Origin of the sequence: Lysinibacillus sp. FN11 (assembly GCF_024628845.1) — a bacterium.
Taxonomy (GTDB): Bacteria; Bacillota; Bacilli; order Bacillales_A; family Planococcaceae; genus Lysinibacillus; species Lysinibacillus capsici.
On record NZ_CP102383.1, the window covers coordinates 35,878 to 57,943 of the forward strand.

The window sequence follows — 22,066 nt, forward strand, 5'->3', positions numbered from 1 at the left end:
TATGTATATTCCTCCTAAGTCTGTCATTCTTTTAGTATAACACATGAGACAGCTGTTGTTTGTGATGCGCACCTGTGACGGTTTTTCAAAAACTGCGAAATTGCAGATTTCATGGAATAGCATTTGCCATTACAGGCTAAAGCATTCAGCTAGAAAATTAATAAAAAATAGAAAAATAAAAATGCCGATTTACCCAATTTATGCACAAAAACTGAAGGAAATTAACAATATTGATTTTTGCGAATACCCGAATCATTTTGTAAGATGAGAGCAATCAAAAGCAAAGGAGGTGAATGAATGAATCAAGTCGGATTGGTTGGAAGGTTTACAAAAGACCCGGTGTTACGTTACTTATCTGGAAATCGTGTGCAAACTCATTTCTCACTAGCCATTAATCGTAATTTTAAAAACAATCAAGGGGAAGTAGATACAGATTTTGTTTTCTGTACAGCTTGGGGAAGGCTTGCAGAGAATATCGTTAAATATTGCGGTAAAGGTTCATTAATCGGTGCCACTGGCCGTATTCAAACAAGGTCATTTGTAAATGAGGAAAGCACTAAGATTTTTATGACAGAGATAGTGGTTGAGGATGTTAGATTTTATCAACTGAAACAAAGAGATAGTGACGAAGCAGTTACTGTACCGCCACAGCCACCGAATGAACAGGAACACTTAAAGGATTTTGTTTTACCTTAGCAAGTATAGCTTACATACGGGGCAAGAGAAATTCATTATCTGATCCGCCATTCTCCTTATATTTCTTGCACCGTAACAAACAGAAAGGAATGATGTGGAACACAAATAAAAAACATTGCTGAAGACCGCACATCAATGGAATTTTCAACACAACTAAATACAAATGATGAAGTAAGTAGGGAAAAGAAGTAGCAAGTTCCACTAAAAGAGCGCCAAGAACTATTTGCTCTTGGCGCATCTCATTATTATATATCTAATGTTATTAAATCGCGGAGTTCTTGATCTTCTAACTCGGTCAACCACTGGCTTGATTGAATAAGCTCTTCAGATAATGCAGATTTCTGCACCAGCATCTTATCAATTTTTTCCTCGATCGTGCCAATTGTCACAAACTTATGGACCTGCACAAATTGTGTCTGTCCGATTCGATATGCTCGATCGGTCGCTTGGTTTTCAACAGCAGGATTCCACCAGCGATCTGCATGTAAAACATGATTAGCTGCTGTTAAATTAAGTCCTGTTCCACCAGCTTTCAAAGAAAGGATAAATATAGGGAAATCTCCTGCCTGGAAAGCCTCTACTAAGCGGTCTCGCTGCTGCTTAGGCATGGCACCAGTTAAAAATGGTGCATCTACATTATATATTTCACTAAAGCAATGTTGTAGCAATTGTCCCATTCCAATGTATTGTGTAAAGATGAGACATTGCTCGCCATTGTCCACAATCTCAGCTGCCATTTGTACAATGCGTTCTAGCTTAGTCGAACGTCCAAGCATTGTTTCGGCATCCTCGAAAGGTTCCTTTAAATATAAGGCAGGATGATTACATAGTTGCTTTAATTTACTGAGCATCTTTAAGACGCGACCCTTTTTTTGAAAGCCTGTTAACTGCTCCAGCTGATCAAGCGTCTCTAAAATATAGCCCTCATAGAGTGAAGCTTGCTCTGTTGTTAATGGACAATATTCATTCGATTCTAGCTTATCTGGTAAGTTAAGCTGTAAATGTGGATCTCGCTTTGTACGACGCAATAAGAATGGCTGAATTTTAGCTCGAAGCTTCTGCTTATGCGACTCTGATTCGTCCCGTTCAATAGGCAAAATAAATTCTTCATTGAAGCGACCGAAGCTACCTAGATAGCCCTTATGAATGAAATCAAAAATAGCCCATAACTCAGATAAACGATTTTCTACAGGTGTCCCAGTAAGAGCAATGTGATGGTCACCTAGCAATTTACGAATGGCTTTTGATTGTAATGTTTGCATATTTTTTATATTTTGAGCTTCATCGAGTACCACCGTTGCCCAATCAATATTCTGTAAAAATTCAGTATCCTGTGACACAGTACCATAGGTTGATAAAATGACATGTGGTCTTTCTGCTGTCACTAGCTGTTTAAACTCTTCATCCTTTGCTCGATTTGCTTGATAATGCGTATGCACAATCAGGGAAGGAGCAAATCGAGCAAGTTCTTTTTGCCAGTTCCCAAGCACTGAAGTGGGACAAATAATGATAGATGGCTTTGTGTAATCAGTTGATGACTCATAAATATGAAGCAAATAGGTAATCAATTGAACCGTTTTTCCAAGGCCCATATCATCAGCTAGACATGCACCGAAACCTTGTTGGCGCATAAAGACTAACCATTCAAAGCCCTCTAATTGATAAGGGCGTAATTCGGTTTGTAGAGACAATGGAATCGAGACGGCAGGCAAGCCTTTCTTCTCCAAAAGTTGCTCCATGTATGCTTTTAATGATTGTTGTATTTCCAATGCAAAGATTGGATCATCTCTCAGTGCATCATCTGCATCTTCTTCCTCAAGAGGGGCAGACAAGTCTTCTGGTAACTCTCTAAATAATAATTCTCGAACAGTCCAACTTTCATCTTCTGCTTGTTGCATCAATTCACGCATTTCTTGCATCCAATTGGCATCTACTCGGAACCATTCAGTACCAATACGAATAAATTCACGTTTCTCATCCACAAGTTTTTTAAATTGCTCAGCTGAAATCGTTTGTCCGTTCATAGAAAACTGCCATTTAAACGTTAAAATATCATCTAAACCTGCTACCTTCCTTGTGGAAACATTACTGGTTGTCACGCGTACTCGAATTTTGGATTGTTTTAAATCCTTTAGCCATGCTGGCAATACAACATCAAAACCAAGTGCCTGCAATCTAGCAAGATCCTCACGTAAAAAAGAGCGAACTTCTAAATCTTCCAGTGTCACACGAATAAAGATATCACTATTGATTGTATCGATGGATAGAAGTTCTACAATTTGCTGTTGTTGCTGCGTAATTTCAGTCGCGAACATTCGCCACTTTGTAGGTAGTGCTTCTTCAATAGGTAAGGATTGTTTACGTATAGCAGGTGTCCAGTAGTTTTTGGTTGTAGCAGTGCTTAGGACCGTTTCTAATAACCATACATCGGCATCTTCTTCTGGCTCACTTAATCGTAAAGAGACGGAAACAGCTCCAGCTTGACGAGCTTGATCCAAAGGCCAGCCGCCACGTAGGAAAAAGGGTAGTAACTTTGGTAAATCAGCTAGTATTAGCCCAACCTGTGAAAGCTTCTGCTGTACAGCCGTTTCCAATAATGCTGAATCGATATGATCAATAGGGAAAGTTAATGATGAAAAATCATCTGCAATCACAGCATGTGACCAAAGTGATGGCTCTTGCCAGTGTGCTTGTAATGCATAAACTTTATTTAACCATTTTATACTTTCTTCATTTGCACCAATCCAATTGATGAAGGGGTGCTGGAAGCTTGTTGAAAAAATATCTAGTAACTCAGCTGTAGAAACTTCAATCGTAAAATCAGCCCGATTTGTTAATAATCCATAAACATTTGCCTCATAAGTAAAGAATAGCGAAGAAATTAATGTATCAACATCGATTGCTGTACCATTTGCAGTAAAACCCTGCAACGTAAAATATCCTTCCCGAGCTACTTCGATACGGAGCTGTTGTATTTTGGAAAAAGGGGAAGGAGCATTTATTGTCATCATACTAAATTTCCTTTCTCAATTTCTTCTTGTAACGCACGTAGTCGTTTATATTCTGCACGAATGGTTTGCATATATGTTTCAAAATAAGCTGCTTTGCCAGCTCGCTTTGCAGCGCTACGCATACTTTTCCAAATACGCACAGCCTGTTTATAATTTAAGCGTGATTTTTGCGCAATTTCAGCCATTGCATAGACATGATATAAAGGTAAAACAGTTGCAGGTTCAACCTGTAATACATCCTTTAATCCACACATTTCTAAGTAGGAGAGGGATGATGGGTTTAGTTGATGTAGAGCTGCCCATTCCCGATAGTGACCTTTTTTAATTAAAAAACTTGAGAACGGCTGTAGTCCATACACACCAAAGGCACTGTAAAGCATTGCTTCCTCTTCCTCCGTAAGCGGAATCTCGTCAAATAAAAGTTGAAATTGCCTTACGTATTGGGCACGCTGAACGACTGGAACGACCTCCTGTAGAAATACTTCTGTCAAAGGTAAAATTGCTCGTAAAATGATTGCTAATGAATAGGACTCTCCAGCACGTTGAGCAAAAGTAGCTAGTTCAAACAAATCCTGCATTTGTGGTAAATCAATCTGTGCCAAATTTTCAAGCAATAAATCCTCTTTCTGTAATAGCACATAAAATAATAATTTTAACGATTGTAGAGAAATTTCTGTTGAAGGTTTATCAAGATTATTTATAAATGCCAATTCCTGTTCACGACGAGGCTTCTCATAAAAAAGCACTGCCCATAGTAGCATGTATAGACGAAGACGATTGGCGAAAAGCCCTTGTCTTTCTAATAAAAATTCTCTTACTAGCTCTTGGATGGCATCATAAAATGGATCTGTCGCAAATAGTCGTGATCGATTAGAAAGCTCTGTAAGAATGCTCTCAAAAGATTGCGTGCTTTGCTCGATAAAATATTTCATATAAGGTGAATCTAACGAATGTCCAGATGTTTCATTTAAATGCCGCCATATTGAATTAAAAATGGCTAGCTCCATATAGAGCTTATAAAGAGGTTGCCATTCACGCTCAAAGGGCATATGTCGACGAAGACGCTCCAAAGCATCGGTTCTTACAGCGGAAAGCCCATAGCCTTCTAGTATGCGCCCAGGTGGTAATAATCGTTTCATCACCTCATCCACCATCATCGACCAGCTTTGCGGGCTGCGTTCATCTGCTAAAGATTTTAATTGAACTGATTTTTGTGCACGCCAAGCACTCGACCAATTTTGAACCGAATCAAAATATTGGTAGAGAGCGAGTAAAGCACCTACTTGATGTCGACACCATTTTGCTTGAGGACAGCTACAATGTAGCTCTTCCTTTGAAAAATCAATTTCAACAGAAGCGGGTCTGACATCTTGAACACTTGCATATAATATAGAACTTGCTCCATTAAATCGTTCAAAAACAATGGATTTATTCCTTACTGAAAAGACAGCACGGCGCACTAGTTCCTCATCTTCGGTAGAGGAAGGATGTAACCCTTGTTCAGCTTCTTTTAATTTAGTCAGCACAAATGCTTGATGTTCCTTAGCTAATTGCGATATAGACAATGCCATAACCTCACTCCTTTCATCTTGTATGGCTATAGTTAACATTGTTAATTGTAAAAAGGAAAAAAAGACTGTCCTTCCATTATACGATTAAAATGCAGTAATGATAAGCTGAATGATCAGAAAGAAAAAAATGAGTTAAAGATAGTTAACAAGGCTTTTGATTTGTGTTAAAATCTGAATAATCAGATAACTAGGGAGGGATGAATGATGATGCAAGTTCAATACATGAAGCCGTTTTACACAAAAGTTACTGGAGATAAATTACGTCTCGTATTTGCTTATCAATATTTCTCTATTTTAAAAGAGAATGAGATTTTCCATTTCATTCCCATAGAAGGTAAAGAGATGATCATCAACATGAAGACACAGCAGATTGAAAATTTATCTGAGGTTTTTGTTTTCCAAAAAGGAAATCGCTTTATTCGGTTACCACTTTATCAACTATTGCTTATTACCAATGTTCATGAGCATTTAGCACCAATACTTGAAAGCGCTACACCAAAGCAACAAATTCCAATGGTTTCTACTGTGACGGTTGGCGAAATCGATCAGCTTATTGCAGAGCTAGAGGAGAAAAATTTGGATCATTTGATTGATCAGGCATTACTAGAGAATGATAAAGAACTCTTTTTCGAATTGCTACAGCAAAAGAGCCATCAACTTGGGGGTTTCAAAATTGAATAGATGGAATGTCCAGTAAGCACCTACTTATCATAAATGACAAGCAGGTGCTTTTATTATGTAGGTAATCAACTATAAAATGTTAAAAATGCATAAAAAATTAGAAACCATTTCCAATGTTAAGGTCAATAGATGAGTTGTTGGACCGATATAAAAACAAGAAGGTGGTGAAATCATGCTTGGTAAGTGGTCAGCAACAGGGATGGCAATCCTGAATAATATGAATCGTCATTATGGGGCGATGAGTAAAGCCATGCTACGAATTTCTTCCGGATATCGAATTAATAGTGCAGCGGACGATCCAGCTGGACTGGCGATTTCTGAAAAAATGCGTGCTCAAATTCGTGGCTTGAATATGGCAGCTAAGAATATACAGGATGGTATTTCGCTTGTGCAGACGGCAGAGGGGGCACTGAATGAGACACATGCCATGATTCAGCGTATGCGTGAGTTAGCAGTGGAGGCAGCCAATGATACATTAACAGATGATGATCGTAAAAAATTAGATTTGGAATTTCAGGAACTAAAAAAGGAAATCCAGCGCACATCAACCGATACAGAATTTAATACGAAGACATTACTCAACGGGGATTATGAAACAAATGGCATCAAGATTCAAGCAGGCGCCAATGCAGGACAGAGTATCGAATTATTTATCAATGGGATGGGGTCCGAGGAACTTGGGTTGAAGGATGCTTCTATTGCTACTCGTGAGGAAGCAGAAAAAGCCATGTCTTCGATGGATGAAGCCTTAAAACAAGTTTCCAATGAGCGCTCACGTCTTGGTGCCTATCAGAACCGCTTGGAACATGCCTATAATGCCAATGTGAACACGGCTGAGAATTTACAAGCAGCAGAGTCTCGTATTCGAGATGCAGATATCGCAAAAGAGATGATGAATATGGTGAAGGCGCAAATTTTAATGCAAGCAGGTCAATATGTTTTAGCGATGCATATGCAACAGGCACAATCCATTTTAAAATTATTAGAAGTAGGAAAAAAATGATGAATTTCAATGTTAATTGAAATTCATCATTTTTTAATGTTTATTTTGACAAAGCATCAATTGCTAATTTAGCAGTTGCAGTTGCTTCATCTTGCAATGGGATGACGGCCTGGCGCATTTTTTCTTGAACTGTTGTATAGGATTCAAGAATTGCTACAGCTTGTTCAAACAATGTTACACCATTCCAATCATCAACCTCGACATGACCGATGACAGGCTGATCAACGATATCAGCAAAAGCATCAATTTTCGGATCATATGAAATGGCAATAAACGGTGTTGCATAGATTGCCGAGAAAATTAAGGAGTGTAGTCGCATACCTATTAATAGTTGAGATTGACCAATCACTGCGATTTTTTCCTCAATAGATAAATCAGCAGGAGCAATCAAGCTCTTTTCCTTCATAAGTGCTGCTACTTCCTGTGAAGTAATAAAATCATGCTCACCATGCATAGGGAGGAAGACGATTTGCTCACCCTGACGTACTAATTCATCTAGGCTATGTGCAATTTTTTCTTTGTAGGCAACAGCGGAAGGCCAATCTCGAACGCTTACAGAAATATAGCTATCGGCTGACAAAGAGACATTTTCTAGCCAATCACAATGAAAGTCATTACCGTTTAATCCCATAACAGGATCTGGCACGATCTTTGTTTCTTTTCGTACACCGATCTCTGTTAAAAGAGCTAGAGAGGCTCTATCTCTAACTGTTATTTGCTCGACCTTATTAAAAACTGTACGAACAATAAATTTACTAAGCGGATGATTAATCGGACCCATGCCTTGGGCGTAAACAAATACTGGCTTCTTCAACCATTTTGCGATTTGAATAACGCCCGCATAGTAAGGAATCGTTTTCATGCCTGTTTGATCCTGCATCAGACTACCACCACCACTAATTAGTCCATCTGCTGTTTTAAGTAATTGGCGAATTTCTTTCATTTTCCAACGGTTAATGGCTTTGACACCATATGTTTGCTCAGTAGCTGCTGGGTTATTAGATAATACCGTGATCTCTATATCACTTTGCCACTTTTTGAGAGATTGGATAATGGACAGTAGAATGGCATCATCTCCGACATTATCAAATCCATAATAGCCAGATAAAACAACGTGCATTATGACCACCTCGCGATTGCCTTAGAAACCCAACGATAACCGATTTTGAAGATGAGGATAAACACCAATCCTACTACAAGACCTAGAGATACACTGTATAGTGTACGTAATACAGAAACAGCTACTGGGATGTGTAGATGAGTAAATGTATTCATGATGGATAAGAAACCGATAACACCTGGTACTAGGAGAATACTTCCCCATTTGCGATTAATACCCATTACATATAACGCTAAAATGAAGAATGGGAAACCAATTAAAAATTCCTTTGTTCTTGGTCGAACATACAATGTATTTTCTAGCCATTGTCTAAAGGCTAATTCCATATCACTTACAGAGCCAGAGTTCCCTGTTCGGCTAATGTAAAATAATCCGACACCTGCCAACACAACGAGTAGTAGCACATGCCAATATTTCAACTCTTTATTTAACAATGTTACCGTATTCGATAAAGAGTTCTTAATGTTTTGATCAGCTAGTCGGTTAATCTCAATCACTGTAAATAGTAATACACCCATAATTGGAATAAGATAAACAAGCTTAACCCCTTTAAATACAGCAAAGCCTGTCATAAAGGCATTACCATTCAATAAGCCAATAACAATTACAATGCCAATAACGCTAATTGCTACTGCCTTTAAGTATTGGAGCAATATGTTAGACACCTTCGTAGAACCTTGCGCTGATTTGATGACTGCATAGGTTGGGGCAAGGACTGCAATAATGAGTGCAAATGCTTGTAAAAATAGAGTACTTTTCAGGATAAAGTACGCAATCGCTAGTATAGCCATAAAGCCAGTAGCTGCGATACGAAGAGGCATCCATTTTATTAATTCTGAAATGATAAAGGTAAATAAAATACCTGCTACTAATACGGCTGCTGTGACCCAAGCTGGCACGACTACTTTATCAAATAGCTTTGGTTCACCTGCTTTGAAATGATCTGGCATTGTGTCATGTACACCATTTAAATAATCAATCGTTTCTTTTACATTTTCTTTGGCATTACCTGTTGTTTTAATATGATAGAAAATGGAGCGAATATTACGCTCTTTGACAGCTCGTGTTGTACGGTCAATACTTGCATTTAGCTTTAATTTAGTCTCTCTGTTGACATTGATACTATGCAAACGAATCATATTGTAATCTGTCATTTGAGCGATTTTACTTTCGCCTTTGAGTGGGTTACTTTCAATTGTGTAGAAGTAATAGCCAGCATCATTTAATTTTTCAACTAATTGATTGCCGTCTTCTTGGCCAAACCCGATGGCTTCATCACCTTGACCAAGTAAGCGGCCTGCCGAAGCCTCTTTTAAAGCGACTAATTGATTAACCAACTTTTCATTAGCTACTTCATTATCTGCATTTTCCACCTTAAAGATGTGAGCTAGTCCATGCTTACTAATCATGTCAATAGCAGGCTGATCATAGCCAATTGGAGTTTTTAAATCAAAATTGTGGTTAGAAGTAGGAAGGAAATAAAATGGCTCTTCTCCTATTTGTACTTCCTCTGGTTCAACGCTCTCCATGATCAGCTTTTGGTAGCTTTCATTTTCAGGCACTCGAATATAATAGCCGCTATTAGAGATATCAACAGCATCTTTATAAGGTGTAAACAATAATTGGGCTGCTAACTCACTTTCTTTATAAACGGTAATTAAGTTTTGCTTTTCCATTTCCTTTAATGTTAAGGGCTCTAGACTCACAGTATTCAGCCCAGCATTCTTTAAGGAAGAAAGAATGTCATCCATTGTTAGGTCGCTATTTTTTTCTGCGGTTTGTATTTCATCATAGGGAATAACAATCTCATAAGCATCATTCGATTGCTCCGCATTCCACCTCTTCATGATACCTGTAGAGGAAACGACGAGTAAAAGAACAATGATTCCCCAAAGCCATTTCTGTTTTGACATAAGTGTCCTACCTCTCTTATTTATGAAAATCTTTTTCCGATAACAGGGATTTTCTTTAAATCTTGTTTATGAATAGCTTTCATCAGCCATAGTAGAAGGAAGTAAATAGCCCCACCAACTACGATTGCGATAGTTAGATAGCCCATTGCCGACATTCTTGACCAATGTGTAAAGTCAAGCCAAAGTGTTGGTAATCCAACTGCTGCTCCCATTACAATGGAAGACACAATCATTTTCACCGTATCTTTTCCAAGGACAGTAAAGCGAATCGTACGATAAATAAAGACAAAATTCACAATAAATAACACAAAATATACTAGTAAAGTTGCATAGGCAGCACCATCTAAACCAAATGCTTGAATAAGGAAGATGTTAGAAAACACCTTAAGGACAACACCACTCAAAATAATGAGAGCTCCTGTTTTGGCAGCATTCATGCCCTGTAGAATACCTGTTCCAAGCAAAGTTAGTGATGTAAAGACAGAGCTTAGATTGATGATGGCTAACATTAAGCTTCCCTCTAAGTCTTTAAAAAGAGCTAGATTTAAAGGCAAGGTTAAGGCTAGTAACCCAATTGCAGCTGGCCATGAAATAAGATGTGTCATACGATGAGTTTGCTCAATAATAGTGCGTGTTTCATCCAATTTACGCTCAGCTAGCTTCGTTGTAATCAAGGGCACAAGTGGCAAGATAATCGAAGAAGCAAAAACAGTCGTAATTTGAACTAATGTTAGTCCTCGACCATAAATACCATAAAGGTAGCTAATTTCACTCGCATCTGCACCAGCACTTCTTAAGCCATATGTAACCGTAAAGGAATCAACAAAGTTAAAGAGTGCCATTGTCACAGAACCGATCGCAATGGGAATCGAAATTTTTAAAATGGTTTTACTGTATTTAGAGAAATCCTTACCAGAATATTTCTCCTTACTCGTTACTTTTACCGATGAACGGAAATATTTAAAAAGTAAATAGAAAAGTGAACCGAGGGCTCCTAATACAGAGCCTGCCATAATTCCACCAGCTACGATATCATTTGAATAATCCATTGCTACTAGGAAATACGCAACAATTAAAATTAACGCAACACGTACTAACTGCTCAATCACTTGAGAGATGGCAGTAGGTCGCATATCCCCAAAACCTTGGAAAAATCCACGATAGACAGCCATATAAGGAGCTACCAGTAATGTAAGGGCAACAATAATTAAGGCAATCTCTGTTGAGGGCCCACCAAGTGCATTCGCTATCTGCGCTGAAAAGCCGTAAATGATTGTAAAACTAATGACGCCAAAGGATAATGCAAGGATTCTTGCAGTCACATAAATTTTCTTAATTTTGGCAGTATCATGACTCGTCCTAGCTTCCGCAATCAGCTTAGAAATAGCGATAGGGATACCCGCAACGGATAAATAAAGTGCTACCATATAAACAGGATAGACAAGACTAAAAATACCAAGTACTTCATCACCAGCAATATTTTGAAGTGGTATACGGAAGATACTACCGATTACTTTTGAAAGTAAGGTGGCAATCGTTAGGATGAGTGTGCTTTTAACAAATGTTGACTGACTCATTTTGTTTTGCCCTGACCTTTAAGCTTTAATGCAAATACCTTTAAAGCAAAGCGAGGGAGTACAAGCATTCTGCCAAATCGACTTGGCTGGCGTAACAGTCGATAGAGCCATTCAAGATTTAACTTTTGCCAAATTACTGGTGCACGTTTTACAGTACCAGCGATGACATCGAAGGAGCCACCCACACCGATAAATACACCCTTTGAAAATTTTTCAAGGTTTTCTGTTATCCATTTTTCCTGTCTTGGTACACCTAATGCCACAAATACAAGATCAGGCTGTAAAGTTGCAATTTCTTTTGCAAAATCATTATTATTCCAGTCGAAGTAGCCATCATGATAGCCAACGACATCAACGTTTGGATAGTTCTTATGAATATTGGCAACCGTCTTTTCGATGGTTTCCTTTTGAGCACCTAGTAAATAAATTTTAAAATGCTTTTGCTGACCAACTTCCAACAGACGTACCATCGTATCATAGCCAGTTACACGCTCTGGAAGTGAATCACCAAGAATTTGTGCAGCCTTAACGACGCCAATGCCATCCGCACAAATGTAAGTTGCCTGCTTTAAGTAATTCATGACAGTTGGATTTTCATTTGCCTGCATGACAACTTCAGGATTGGCTGTCACAACGAAAGTTTTTTCTTGCTGTTCAATACGATTAACGAGTAAATCAACAAACCCTTGCTGACCAATATGTAAAAAGGGTACGCCCATAATCGTTACATGCCTCATATAGTGTTCAAACCTTTCTGTAATTCCATTTTCACTGCAATCTATCATACCACAAAAGCAATATTGACAGGAAATTTTCGATAATGGGTTTAACGATGATTACCTAAAGTATAGCTCTGATAACTAACGATTTTTACATAGCATAGCAATCGTCCTATTAAGCTTTTTTAGGACACTATTTTGACGTAGAATTTACTAAATTTTAGGGGGATAGTATGAAAATTATATCCTAAAATTTCGAGTTTCTTCTATTATATAGCGCTTTCATCTCGGTGATAATAAATGACTAACAAAAAGAGTGCGAATCATCATCGCACTCTTCTTTTGCGCATCCTATTAAAATCATTTTTTTACAATATAATCGCCATGTACCCAGCCTGTTTTTCCGTTGTAAAGCACCTGATACCAGGGACCATTTTTTATAAACTCACCTTTATCGTCTACAACACCGATAATAAAGCCATTCGGTTTAACAGTACCTAAAATAGCACTTGTTGTAGATGGTTCGCTTCGAACATTAAGTGTAATGTTCATATTAACAATTTGTAAGCCATTTTCAAGACTCACATAATCATCAATCACCCAGCCCTCTTGTCCATTGACACTTACTTTCAGCCAACCACCATTTTCACCAAGAACTTTAAAGGAGGTATCCTTTGGCAAATTCGTAATAATCGAAGCATTATCTGCTGTATTCGGGTACGTTCTCATATTGAGATTAATCGTCGTCTTCCCAGTTGCTCCAGCTAACCCTAAATCCAATGCGTATTGCTTCGATGGACTCGGTAATGAAGGAGCGGAAGATTGACTTTGATAGGCAGGCACATCAAACACTAGGTTTGTTGTCGTATGAGCACCAATTAATTCATAAATATCATAGATCTTTTTCGCTTGAATGACAGCCCACATCACATGTGTTGCATACTGGTGGACTGTCGGATTATCAGGATTCCAACGCATTTTATAGAGCGTATCCTGCCCCCTGCTAATATACTGATCCTTTACAAATTGGGCACCGCCGATAATGGCATCCTGAACAGTAAACCAGCCATTTGTATAAGCGCGCTCCGCACCATACTTATTAGCATCGGCATCAATAGCGCCAATACCGTAAGCATTGTAGGTTGTCTTAATAGCAGTTAATTTATCCCGATTTTCTGGTGTTGCTACCATTGGCTTGCCATTTGTATCTAAGCCAACCTCGATCCCTTTAATTAGTGCAGAACCACCATTCGCTGTTTCATGCAAGGCATGCGAGACTAAATAAATAGCATTGATTTTATTGTCTACACCAGCTTGAATGAAGGCATCCGCTGTACCTGCTAAGCTTCCTTTATTGGCAAGTACTTTATCATTTAGCTCTTTTGCATTCAAATTATTAACGACAGTAGATAATTTTAGGAATTGATAATAAGATGGGCTATCCTGCATAAAGCTTTTTGGGTGTACATAGTATGACACTAGTGCCTCGCTAGCCGTGAAAATGCCAGCACCATCGACCTTTGGATTATTCATGGTTTGTTTACTCACTACAGAGGAGTAATCATGTGAGTAATTCGTCGTCATGTATTGCTTACCACCTGTCCCAGGCGCCTCTAAATGGATTAAACGATAGAGCACGGTAGCTGCCTCAGCACGAGTTGTTTGAGCAAGAGGTGCAAATTGATTATTTGGCTTCCCAACAAGTAGTCCTGTTGTGACGACAGCTTGTACATCTGCATAGGCCCATTTGGCAATGCGCGCATTATCACTAAAAGCAATAGGGGAGGAAGATGTATTGATGTTCTGATAAGTGAGAGCTCTTTTTAACATAGCCGCCATTTCCTGACGATTAATGTGATTATTAGGATGGAATTTGCCTTGCTCGTCACCTTTAATTAGCCCATGATAGCTTGCTTGCTCGACTACTCCGTAATACCAGTCACCTTTTTTAACATCTGTAAAGGTTGCCTGACTAGAAGCTGCTGGTAAGTTTAGTGTTCTAACAAGAAAGGCTGCAAATTCAGCACGAGTGACAGCATCATTCGGACGATAATGGCCGAATTCATCACCCTTCATTAAATCGTTGGTAATAAGATAGTTCATTTCATGGTAGGCCCAGTGCTTCGAAATATCTTCTGCTGAAGCGGAAGTTGGCGCAAGATATAACATGCCTGCCAGCACGGCCCCGTAAAGAGGAAATTTACGTTTCATTTTTTAAGCTCCCTTCAATAGCTGATATGTTCTATCAAACTATCAAAAGTGTAGCATAAAAAGTGGCAATCTATTATTACAACATGGGGACAGATAGATTTAGCTTTTTACTTAATAAAGTAGAAACTCATAAAGTTGGTGGGGAAGAGGCAGCTTTCGCTAAGAAACGCCTTCTATATTTCTGTTTCTTTACAATTATAACTAAAATATTACGGGAGTCTTTAATTTTTGACAATTTAGTAACCATTCCAGAAAATGCTTGGTTATTATTGAGAGTAAGGTATAATAGGTAACGGAACTATATGTTACCAATCCAAATGAGGATATAATTAGTTGTAATTTTAATGGTTTCTATTAAATACCATATTAGGTATGGTAAAAAAATCATCTATAACTAAATTTATGTCCCAATGCTTGAATTTCGGAAAAGATAGTGTTATATTATTGTAGAAAGTGAATAAACTTACTAGAATGGTATTCTACTACGCTTTTTCTAGTAAATTTACTAACAAATTTGCTTTAGTTTTGTATTATTCAAGAAAGCTATAATACATACATTTAGGTAACTAGGCGGTACTATAGTTTTCGTTGGATTAATATCAATTTAAGGAATTTTAGGGAGGAATACATTAATGGCAAAGCAAAACAAAGGCCGTAAGTTCTTCGCGGCATCAGCAACAGCTGCATTAGTTGCATCGGCAATCGTACCTGTAGCATCTGCTGCGCAAGTAAACGACTATAACAAAATCTCTGGATACGCTAAAGAAGCAGTTCAATCTTTAGTTGACGCTGGTGTAATCCAAGGTGACACTAACGGGAACTTCAACCCACTTAACACAGTAACTCGTGCACAAGCTGCAGAAATCTTCACGAAAGCTCTAGAATTAGAAGCTGACGGCGATGTAAACTTCTCAGACGTTAAAAAAGGTGCTTGGTACTACAACTCAATCGCAGCAGTAGTAGCAAACGGCATTTTTGAAGGCGTAAGTGCAAACGAATTCGCACCAAACAAATCTTTAACTCGTTCTGAAGCAGCTAAAGTTCTTGTAGATGCTTTCGGTTTAGAAGGTAGCGAAAGCCTAAGCCAATTCGCTGACGCTTCTCAAGTTAAACCATGGGCTAAAGATGCTCTAGAAACTGCTGTAGCAAACGGAATCTTCACTGGTTCTGAAGAAAACGGTAAATTAAACCTAAAACCAAACGCAGCGATCACTCGTCAAGACTTCGCAGTAGTATTCGCTCGTACGCTTGATCTAGTTGATACTGAAACTCCAGTAGAAGCAACTTCTGTAAAAGCTATCAACAACACTACTGTTGAAGTAACATTTGACGAAGAAGTAAACACAGATAACTTAAAATCAACTGACTTCGAAATCTCTGGTTTAAAAGTTGAAAACGCATCTGTAAAACAAACAGATAAAAAAGTAGTAGTATTACGTACAGAAAAACAAGAAGCTGATAAAGAATATACAGTTTCTTATGAAGGTAATGAAGTTGGCAAGTTCAAAGGGGTTGCCGCTGTAATTCCTACAAAAATTGATGTTACAACTTCATCATTACAAGGTGTAATTGGTAAAGAAGTAACACTTAAAGCCCAAGTAACAGTTCCAGAAGGACAAAGTAAAGAAGGTATTCCTGTTACTTTCAACATCGTAAATAACCAAAATACGAATGAAAAAATTGAAAAAGTAGCTTATACAAAAGCTGATGGCGTTGCTGAATATTCTTACACTCGCTACTACGCTTCTGAAGATTCTGTAGCTGCGTATGCAACAGATAAAGCTTCTGTAGTATCAAGTGCAAAAGTTTATTGGGCTGACAAAATCCAATTAGCAGTAGAAGAAATTACTACTGGTAATGAGTTAGCTAACGAAACTAAAAAGTCTTATAAAGTTAAAGGCGCTAAAAACGCTACTTATTACATTGCAATTAAAGAAAACTTAGATGTTACACCAGATAAAGTAACTGATGTAAAAGTACAAAATCAAGGTTCATTAAACTTTGTAACTCCTTATGAATTAACAACTGGGGGTACTCAATTTGCAACAGTAATCACTAATGCTGATGGTGAAGGTGCATTCACAATTTATGGTACAAACTTATCAGCTACACCAATCGTGTATAAGCCAGAGTCTACTCCAACAACTCCAGCTTCATTCACATACAATAAATTAGACTTACAAGCTCAAGCACCAACTGTGAAATTCTCACAAGTTGATCGTTTAGCAGTAACTGTTAAATCAGAAGGTACAGCAAATGCAGCTGAGTATGCTCAAACTCCAAATCTTTACAACGATAATTCAGTAGGTGGACGTACTTTCACAGCAACTGTTACTGACAAAGAGGGTAAAATTGCTCCAGAAGGAACTATTGCTTATGTAACATTCAAAGATGGTAATTTATCTGGTGATGTATACTTCTCTACAGCTAAAGATAACTTCAAAAAAGTAGCAGTTGACAATGTATTACCAGTACGTGTTGGTAAAGAGGGTAAAGCAACATTCCGTTTAGCTGGTAAAGGTGCAACTACTTATGTAAAACCAACGGTATTCTTAAACACAGCAGGTAATGTTTCTCCAGTTAAACTTGATAAAACTGATGTACAACAAGATGCTGAAGTAACTTACTTCAAAGAAGCTGTTGTAGTTAATGCTACATTAACTGTAAAAGATACAACTGGAAAAGTTATTACTACTCAAACTGCTGGTCAAGATGCAATCTTTGAATACCAATCAGTAGACCAAAATGGTTTTGCATACAGACCAACACGTGTAACAAACCCAGGAACAGTTACAACTGGTTATGTACAACAACAACAAGCTGATGGAACAATTATTTGGGTTCCAGTACAACTTACAAATGCGGCACAAATTTCTAATAATTTCACATTAGCATTCGATGTAACTTCTACATTTGGTAATGCTATTGTAAAAGATGCAACAGGTACAGTGTTAAATGCTAATCAAAATATGGGTAGCACTAAAACTTACAATGTTACATCAAATAACAACGGAACAGCACAAATTTATGTAACAGCACAAGCTGCTGATACTGTAAGTGTTAACGCAACTGGAGCAGGTACTATTTTACCAACAGCTTCTGCTAAGGTTTCATTTACTAGCGGAGTATCGCCAAGCAATCTAGTAGGTAAAACATTTAAACTTAATACTACTGATAAAACGTTTGGTTTACTAGCTAATGATGGTAGAACATTGTTCTATGATTATGAAGGTGCTAACTTTAAATACAATGGAAACACAATTTCAGTGACTGATTTCGAAATTTATTTAGGTCTTGGTGCTGATGTTGTAGTAACTGATGACAATGGTGTAAAAACATTTAACATTATTGCTACAAACACAACTGCTACACTTACTTTAGATAATGCTGTAGACTACTTGGTAAACGAAGCAGTTGGTAAGGGTCTTGGTTCTGTAACTATTGATTCTACAAAACTTACTGGACTTGGACTTGCAGGAGCAGCTTTAAATGGCAATGTTACAATTGATACTTTAGCTACTATTAATGTTTCATTTGAACATTCATTTACTGGTAACTTAGATGTTACAGCTCCAAATGCACATGTTACAATTCCTGCAACAACAACTATTACTGGTAATGTAAACATTAAAGATGTATCTAGCTCTTCATTTGTAAATAATGGTTCAATTACTGGAAATGTTGTTATTACAGACGCTAATGGTTCTCGTTTTGTAAATAACGGTAATATTACTGGTAAAGTAGAAGTTAAAACAAAAGGTGCTGTGAAACTAGGTGGAAACTTAGTTAACAAAGTTATCGTAACTGACAGTGCTAAAATCACTACTGAAGGTACTAATGTAACTGGTATTGATATTCAAGCTCCTGGCGTTACTATTAATGATTCAACTACTTCAGTATTCACTGCTACAACTTCTGGTGATACAGTTATATTAACATTCACTGCTAATGTTACATCTAATGATGTATCAGTTGTTTCTTTAACAAGTGGTGATACAGCAACTGCAACTATTGCTGGTACTGATGCAAAAGCTGTAGTAAGTTTCTCTAATACAGGAACTGCAGTTACTGCTAAAGCATTTAAAGTAACTTACAAAGGTAAAGACTATGAAGTTCGTTTCAACACAACTTCAAACGCTTGGGATGTAGTTGCTAAGTAATTGCTTAATTCAGTAATCAAGAATTGAATTAAAGGTTTAAAGGTTGTCCCAAAAGTCATTTATCATGACTTTTGGTGACAACTTTTTTTGCTTTTAAATAGGTAATATGTATTTTTAGTGGATAAATGATATTCGAGTTGAATATTTCGAGAATAAATTAAGTAAGTTTGCTAAATTAAAACTTCTATCAAGTTATTTTCTATAGTTTCTCCTGTGAAACAAATGGAGATTCTAATAAAACAAAATCATTTTTTACTTATTGTTTTATAATTATTATAACAAAAAGAAATATATAGTAATCAGAAGCGAAATTGGAATCGCGTCCTACATATGGTTGTAATTTTATAGTATAATAAATACATGTGCAAAAAAACATAATTCGAGAAAGGTAGACTTACAATGACATTTACAGAGCCTGTAAGAAAATATATTTTGTCGAGTGTTGTCGCATTAATTGTAGTTGGGATAATTGTGGCAACTGTTCTGGCAAACAAACAAGATGAAGAATTTATGATGGATGAGAATCTATATAATAATGCAGTACAGCTACAATCTAGTGGAGATTTAGAAGGAGCAGAGGTAGTACTTTCACAAGTTTTGAAAAGCCATTCAAACTCAGAAATTGCTAATTATGTTACAGGTATAACAATGGCACAAAGTGGTGATATGAATCAAGCTGCAATTCTTATGCAAAAGGTGTTGGATATCAATCCTTACAAGGTGGAGGACCCTAGGTTTATGATTCAATTGGGTGAAATTTTTGTTGGTGCCGAAAGATATGCAGAGGCAAAAATTGTGTTAAAACGTTGCCAAGAATCACAATGGACATTAGAAGATTTTCCAAATTACCAAGAGCATGTAGCTTCTCTACTAGCTCAAGTTGAAAATTCTCATCTAAAGGAAGGTACTAATAATGAGTAAATTCTATGAAAAAGTCACTTATCGTGATGTTGAAGAAGATATTCAATCTCAAAAATCGGTAGATAAATGGATTTTTGGGTTACTTCTTATTGTAATAGGATTTGTACCATTAATCGTTATGGCGAGTGTAGTAGAAGTTCAATCGCCGCTAATTACTAATGTAAGTGCATTAACGGGCGGGACAAAAGGCGATCTTTTTACACACTATAAAGCTTTAGCTGTGTTGATTATTACAGTATTAGCAAGCATTATGTTTATGGTCAAAGTTTTATTTATGAATGGTGAAATTAGAAAAACAAAATTAAATTATGCTATAGGAGCTTTTGCTATAGTCATTGTGTTATCTACAATTTTTTCACCAAACATTTCTATTGCATTGCATGGTCAATACAACCGTTCTGATGGAGCCATTAGTTGGCTATGTTATTTAGCACTGTTCTTTATTGCGATGAATATCGATTATCCTAAAAAAGTTTTAAACTATATTTTATATGCTTTATATCCTTTTGTAATTATCAACTTATTTATTATCACAATGAACTTTTACGGTCACGATTTAATGCAGAAAGCTGCAGTGAAAAAGGTAGTCATGTCATTTTTACCTGCTGGTGCAAACATTGGCGAAGGATCCATTTTAGTGGGGACGTTGAACCAGTGGAACTATATGAGTGGTATGTTTGCCATTATGACTGTACTGTTTTTAACAGCGGCTATATTAGAAAAACATCTTGGACGTGTGATAGGGCATGTAGTCATCGCAGTTATGTCGATCGCGGTGATGCTGATGTCTATCTCTACAAGTGGTTTCTTAACAGTTAGTGTGACAATGCTGGTTGTATTATTTGCTGCATTTAAATCAGAAAAAAAAGCACAAAGCTTTGCGATGATAGCACTATTTTTAATAGCGACTACACCTGTATTTCATGTGTTGGCTACTAAAGATGCCCGGGTTTGGAACGAATCAATAGGGTTTGTAATAAAATCAAATCCTTATGTAAAAGAAGAACCAGCACCAGCCACAAGTATGAATAGTAACGTAGAGTTTGAATGGATGACGAAGGTTTTTGCTGCGGAGAAATTTGAATTACCTGTGTTGCCAGAAAGAGCTATATCTGCCGGATCTGGTCGTACTTATATTTGGAGTAAAGGGTTAAATTTATTAAAAGAACGCCCATTGTTAGGCTATGGGATGGATACGTTTATGTATAACTTCCCTCATTATAATATTGATGCACGTGCTGGTATATATGATGAAAATACGATTACCGATAAACCTCATAATATGTATGTTGGTTGGCTATATGGTGTTGGAATAATAGGCTTTTTAAGTGCAATCGTAGTGGTAGTTCTATCATTATTTCAACCGCTAAAAATAGCCCTTAAGCAAAATCAATCAATTATTTGGGTGTTAGGGATAGCTTGGGGAGCCTATTTAATACAATCTATTTTTAACGATAGCTTACCAGGTACATCATCCGTAATGTGGACTATTGGAGGAATCTTGTTAGCAGTGACTTTTAAAAGTAAGGAGCAATTAAATGGAAGAGACAGTTGAATTACGTGAGTTATTAGGAATCGTTTGGAAAGGTAAGTCTATTATTGCTATTTGCACAATTGCATGTTTGTTTTTGACGGGAATTGTAAGTTGGTTTGTGCTAGAAGAAAAATTCGAATCAAAGGCAGTTGTACAGGTAGCGAGTGCTGTACAAGATACAGGAATTATGGCTAACTATGTAGCAACTGAATTTACCCCAACTATTTATGCACAGCGCATCCAAAATAAACCGATTATGAAAAAAGCGTTACAGGATGCAGGCATTAAAATAAAGTATAATGAAAAAAATTTAGTTGCAAAAGTTGATGCAGATCCTGTGAAAAATCTAGTTGAATTAACTTTTATTGCTAACTCATCGAAAGAAGCACAGCAACAATTACAAATTTTAATGGAAGCAACAAAGCAAAAAATGAATGAGTCTGTACAGTCGACATTACAGGATTTAGAAGTTACCTATAACACGGAAGCTAATGCTTTAACAAGAGAGATTGATTCTATTATCGAACAGTATAATAAAATAATACGTGAAAATAATTTACCTAAAATATTAATATTGCAAACAATATTAAACACAGAAATGATTATAAATATTTCAGAGGAACAATCAGCGACATTATCAAATGTTAATGGAAATTTACAAAATCAATTATTACAATTACAGGCACAAATTCAAACAAAATCAGAAGAATATCGTAAAACATTGGCTAATTATCAATCTGTAAAAACAGGATTAGACAGTTTTAAGCCAGATCCGTTTATTAGAGTGATTGCAGAGCCTACTTTGGCTGAGGAAGCAACTTCTCCAAATAAAATGTTGAATTTAGCAATCGGATTAGTTATTGGTATGATACTAGGGCTAAGCATAGTGTTCTTTAGACAATATTGGCGAAACAGTACTGTTGTGAAATAGACATACGTGGAGGAAGTT

Annotated in this window: 14 protein-coding genes; 7 read left to right on the top strand and 7 right to left on the bottom strand. The window is 37.1% G+C overall.

The features are described 5' to 3' along the window. Positions 1 to 297 precede the first annotated feature (297 nt). Positions 298 to 696 carry a single-stranded DNA-binding protein gene (locus NP781_RS00210; protein WP_257521125.1) on the top strand — a complete coding sequence of 133 codons (399 nt, stop codon included), beginning with the start codon at positions 298 to 300 and terminating at the stop codon, positions 694 to 696. Between the two features lie 245 nt (positions 697 to 941). Here NP781_RS00210 and NP781_RS00215 read toward each other — a convergent pair whose 3' ends face one another. Continuing rightward, a complete protein-coding gene (locus NP781_RS00215) occupies positions 942 to 3,707 on the bottom strand; it encodes a DEAD/DEAH box helicase (protein ID WP_257521126.1) in 2,766 nt (921 codons plus the stop codon). Beyond that, positions 3,704 to 5,278 (bottom strand): hypothetical protein, encoded by a 1,575-nt coding sequence (locus tag NP781_RS00220; protein WP_221679386.1) that lies wholly within the window; start codon positions 5,276 to 5,278, stop codon positions 3,704 to 3,706. The genes NP781_RS00215 and NP781_RS00220 overlap by 4 nt, the downstream gene beginning before the upstream one ends. A gap of 204 nt (positions 5,279 to 5,482) precedes the next feature. Here NP781_RS00220 and NP781_RS00225 point away from each other — a divergent pair, with 204 nt between their 5' ends. Both NP781_RS00225 and NP781_RS00230 read left to right on the top strand, forming a co-directional pair. Continuing rightward, positions 5,483 to 5,959 (top strand): IDEAL domain-containing protein, encoded by a 477-nt coding sequence (locus NP781_RS00225; protein ID WP_004269498.1) that lies wholly within the window; start codon positions 5,483 to 5,485, stop codon positions 5,957 to 5,959. Between the two features lie 172 nt (positions 5,960 to 6,131). Beyond that, positions 6,132 to 6,962, top strand: coding sequence for a flagellin N-terminal helical domain-containing protein (locus NP781_RS00230; protein WP_221679387.1), 831 nt, complete (start codon positions 6,132 to 6,134; stop codon positions 6,960 to 6,962). A 40-nt stretch (positions 6,963 to 7,002) separates the two neighbouring features. On the opposite strand, the gene csaB is transcribed toward NP781_RS00230, so the two are convergent. The 5 genes from csaB to NP781_RS00255 all read right to left on the bottom strand — a co-directional run bounded on the left by csaB (position 7,003) and on the right by NP781_RS00255 (position 14,502). Continuing rightward, positions 7,003 to 8,082, bottom strand: coding sequence for a polysaccharide pyruvyl transferase CsaB (gene csaB, locus NP781_RS00235; protein WP_221679388.1), 1,080 nt, complete (start codon positions 8,080 to 8,082; stop codon positions 7,003 to 7,005). Continuing rightward, the gene (locus NP781_RS00240) at positions 8,082 to 9,995 is read right to left on the bottom strand and encodes a DUF5693 family protein (protein WP_257521127.1); all 1,914 of its coding nucleotides are present in this window, start codon (positions 9,993 to 9,995) and stop codon (positions 8,082 to 8,084) included. Before NP781_RS00240 ends, csaB begins: the two co-directional genes overlap by 1 nt. 20 nt (positions 9,996 to 10,015) lie before the next feature. Then, complete coding sequence (locus tag NP781_RS00245) at positions 10,016 to 11,572, bottom strand: putative polysaccharide biosynthesis protein (protein ID WP_257521128.1); 1,557 nt, start codon at positions 11,570 to 11,572, stop codon at positions 10,016 to 10,018. Further along, complete coding sequence (locus NP781_RS00250; RefSeq protein WP_257521129.1) at positions 11,569 to 12,309, bottom strand: WecB/TagA/CpsF family glycosyltransferase; 741 nt, start codon at positions 12,307 to 12,309, stop codon at positions 11,569 to 11,571. The genes NP781_RS00245 and NP781_RS00250 overlap by 4 nt, the downstream gene beginning before the upstream one ends. A 342-nt stretch (positions 12,310 to 12,651) precedes the next feature. Further along, positions 12,652 to 14,502: an S-layer homology domain-containing protein gene (locus NP781_RS00255; RefSeq protein ID WP_257521130.1), complete on the bottom strand. Its 1,851-nt coding sequence runs from the start codon at positions 14,500 to 14,502 to the stop codon at positions 12,652 to 12,654. A gap of 632 nt (positions 14,503 to 15,134) precedes the next feature. On the opposite strand from NP781_RS00255, the gene NP781_RS00260 reads away from it, so the two are divergent. The 4 genes from NP781_RS00260 to NP781_RS00275 all read left to right on the top strand — a co-directional run bounded on the left by NP781_RS00260 (position 15,135) and on the right by NP781_RS00275 (position 22,048). Then, the gene (locus NP781_RS00260) at positions 15,135 to 18,662 is read left to right on the top strand and encodes an S-layer homology domain-containing protein (RefSeq protein WP_257521131.1); all 3,528 of its coding nucleotides are present in this window, start codon (positions 15,135 to 15,137) and stop codon (positions 18,660 to 18,662) included. A gap of 399 nt (positions 18,663 to 19,061) precedes the next feature. After that, entirely contained in the window at positions 19,062 to 19,583 is a 522-nt protein-coding gene (locus NP781_RS00265) for a tetratricopeptide repeat protein (protein WP_257521132.1), read from the top strand. Further along, positions 19,576 to 21,138 carry an O-antigen ligase family protein gene (locus tag NP781_RS00270; RefSeq protein ID WP_257521133.1) on the top strand — a complete coding sequence of 521 codons (1,563 nt, stop codon included), beginning with the start codon at positions 19,576 to 19,578 and terminating at the stop codon, positions 21,136 to 21,138. The genes NP781_RS00265 and NP781_RS00270 overlap by 8 nt, the downstream gene beginning before the upstream one ends. After that, complete coding sequence (locus NP781_RS00275; protein WP_257521134.1) at positions 21,122 to 22,048, top strand: Wzz/FepE/Etk N-terminal domain-containing protein; 927 nt, start codon at positions 21,122 to 21,124, stop codon at positions 22,046 to 22,048. The genes NP781_RS00270 and NP781_RS00275 overlap by 17 nt, the downstream gene beginning before the upstream one ends. Positions 22,049 to 22,066: the final 18 nt, after the last annotated feature.

Coding starts and splice junctions, on each gene's coding strand:
- NP781_RS00255 (WP_257521130.1), bottom strand. CDS start 14,502: ATGAAACGTAAATTTCCTCTTTACGGGGCCGTGCTGGCAGGCATGTTA.
- NP781_RS00250 (WP_257521129.1), bottom strand. CDS start 12,309: ATGAGGCATGTAACGATTATGGGCGTACCCTTTTTACATATTGGTCAG.
- NP781_RS00230 (WP_221679387.1), top strand. CDS start 6,132: ATGCTTGGTAAGTGGTCAGCAACAGGGATGGCAATCCTGAATAATATG.
- NP781_RS00260 (WP_257521131.1), top strand. CDS start 15,135: ATGGCAAAGCAAAACAAAGGCCGTAAGTTCTTCGCGGCATCAGCAACA.
- NP781_RS00240 (WP_257521127.1), bottom strand. CDS start 9,995: ATGTCAAAACAGAAATGGCTTTGGGGAATCATTGTTCTTTTACTCGTC.
- NP781_RS00275 (WP_257521134.1), top strand. CDS start 21,122: ATGGAAGAGACAGTTGAATTACGTGAGTTATTAGGAATCGTTTGGAAA.
- NP781_RS00220 (WP_221679386.1), bottom strand. CDS start 5,278: ATGGCATTGTCTATATCGCAATTAGCTAAGGAACATCAAGCATTTGTG.
- NP781_RS00210 (WP_257521125.1), top strand. CDS start 298: ATGAATCAAGTCGGATTGGTTGGAAGGTTTACAAAAGACCCGGTGTTA.
- NP781_RS00215 (WP_257521126.1), bottom strand. CDS start 3,707: ATGATGACAATAAATGCTCCTTCCCCTTTTTCCAAAATACAACAGCTC.
- csaB (WP_221679388.1), bottom strand. CDS start 8,082: ATGCACGTTGTTTTATCTGGCTATTATGGATTTGATAATGTCGGAGAT.
- NP781_RS00225 (WP_004269498.1), top strand. CDS start 5,483: ATGATGCAAGTTCAATACATGAAGCCGTTTTACACAAAAGTTACTGGA.
- NP781_RS00270 (WP_257521133.1), top strand. CDS start 19,576: ATGAGTAAATTCTATGAAAAAGTCACTTATCGTGATGTTGAAGAAGAT.
- NP781_RS00245 (WP_257521128.1), bottom strand. CDS start 11,572: ATGAGTCAGTCAACATTTGTTAAAAGCACACTCATCCTAACGATTGCC.
- NP781_RS00265 (WP_257521132.1), top strand. CDS start 19,062: ATGACATTTACAGAGCCTGTAAGAAAATATATTTTGTCGAGTGTTGTC.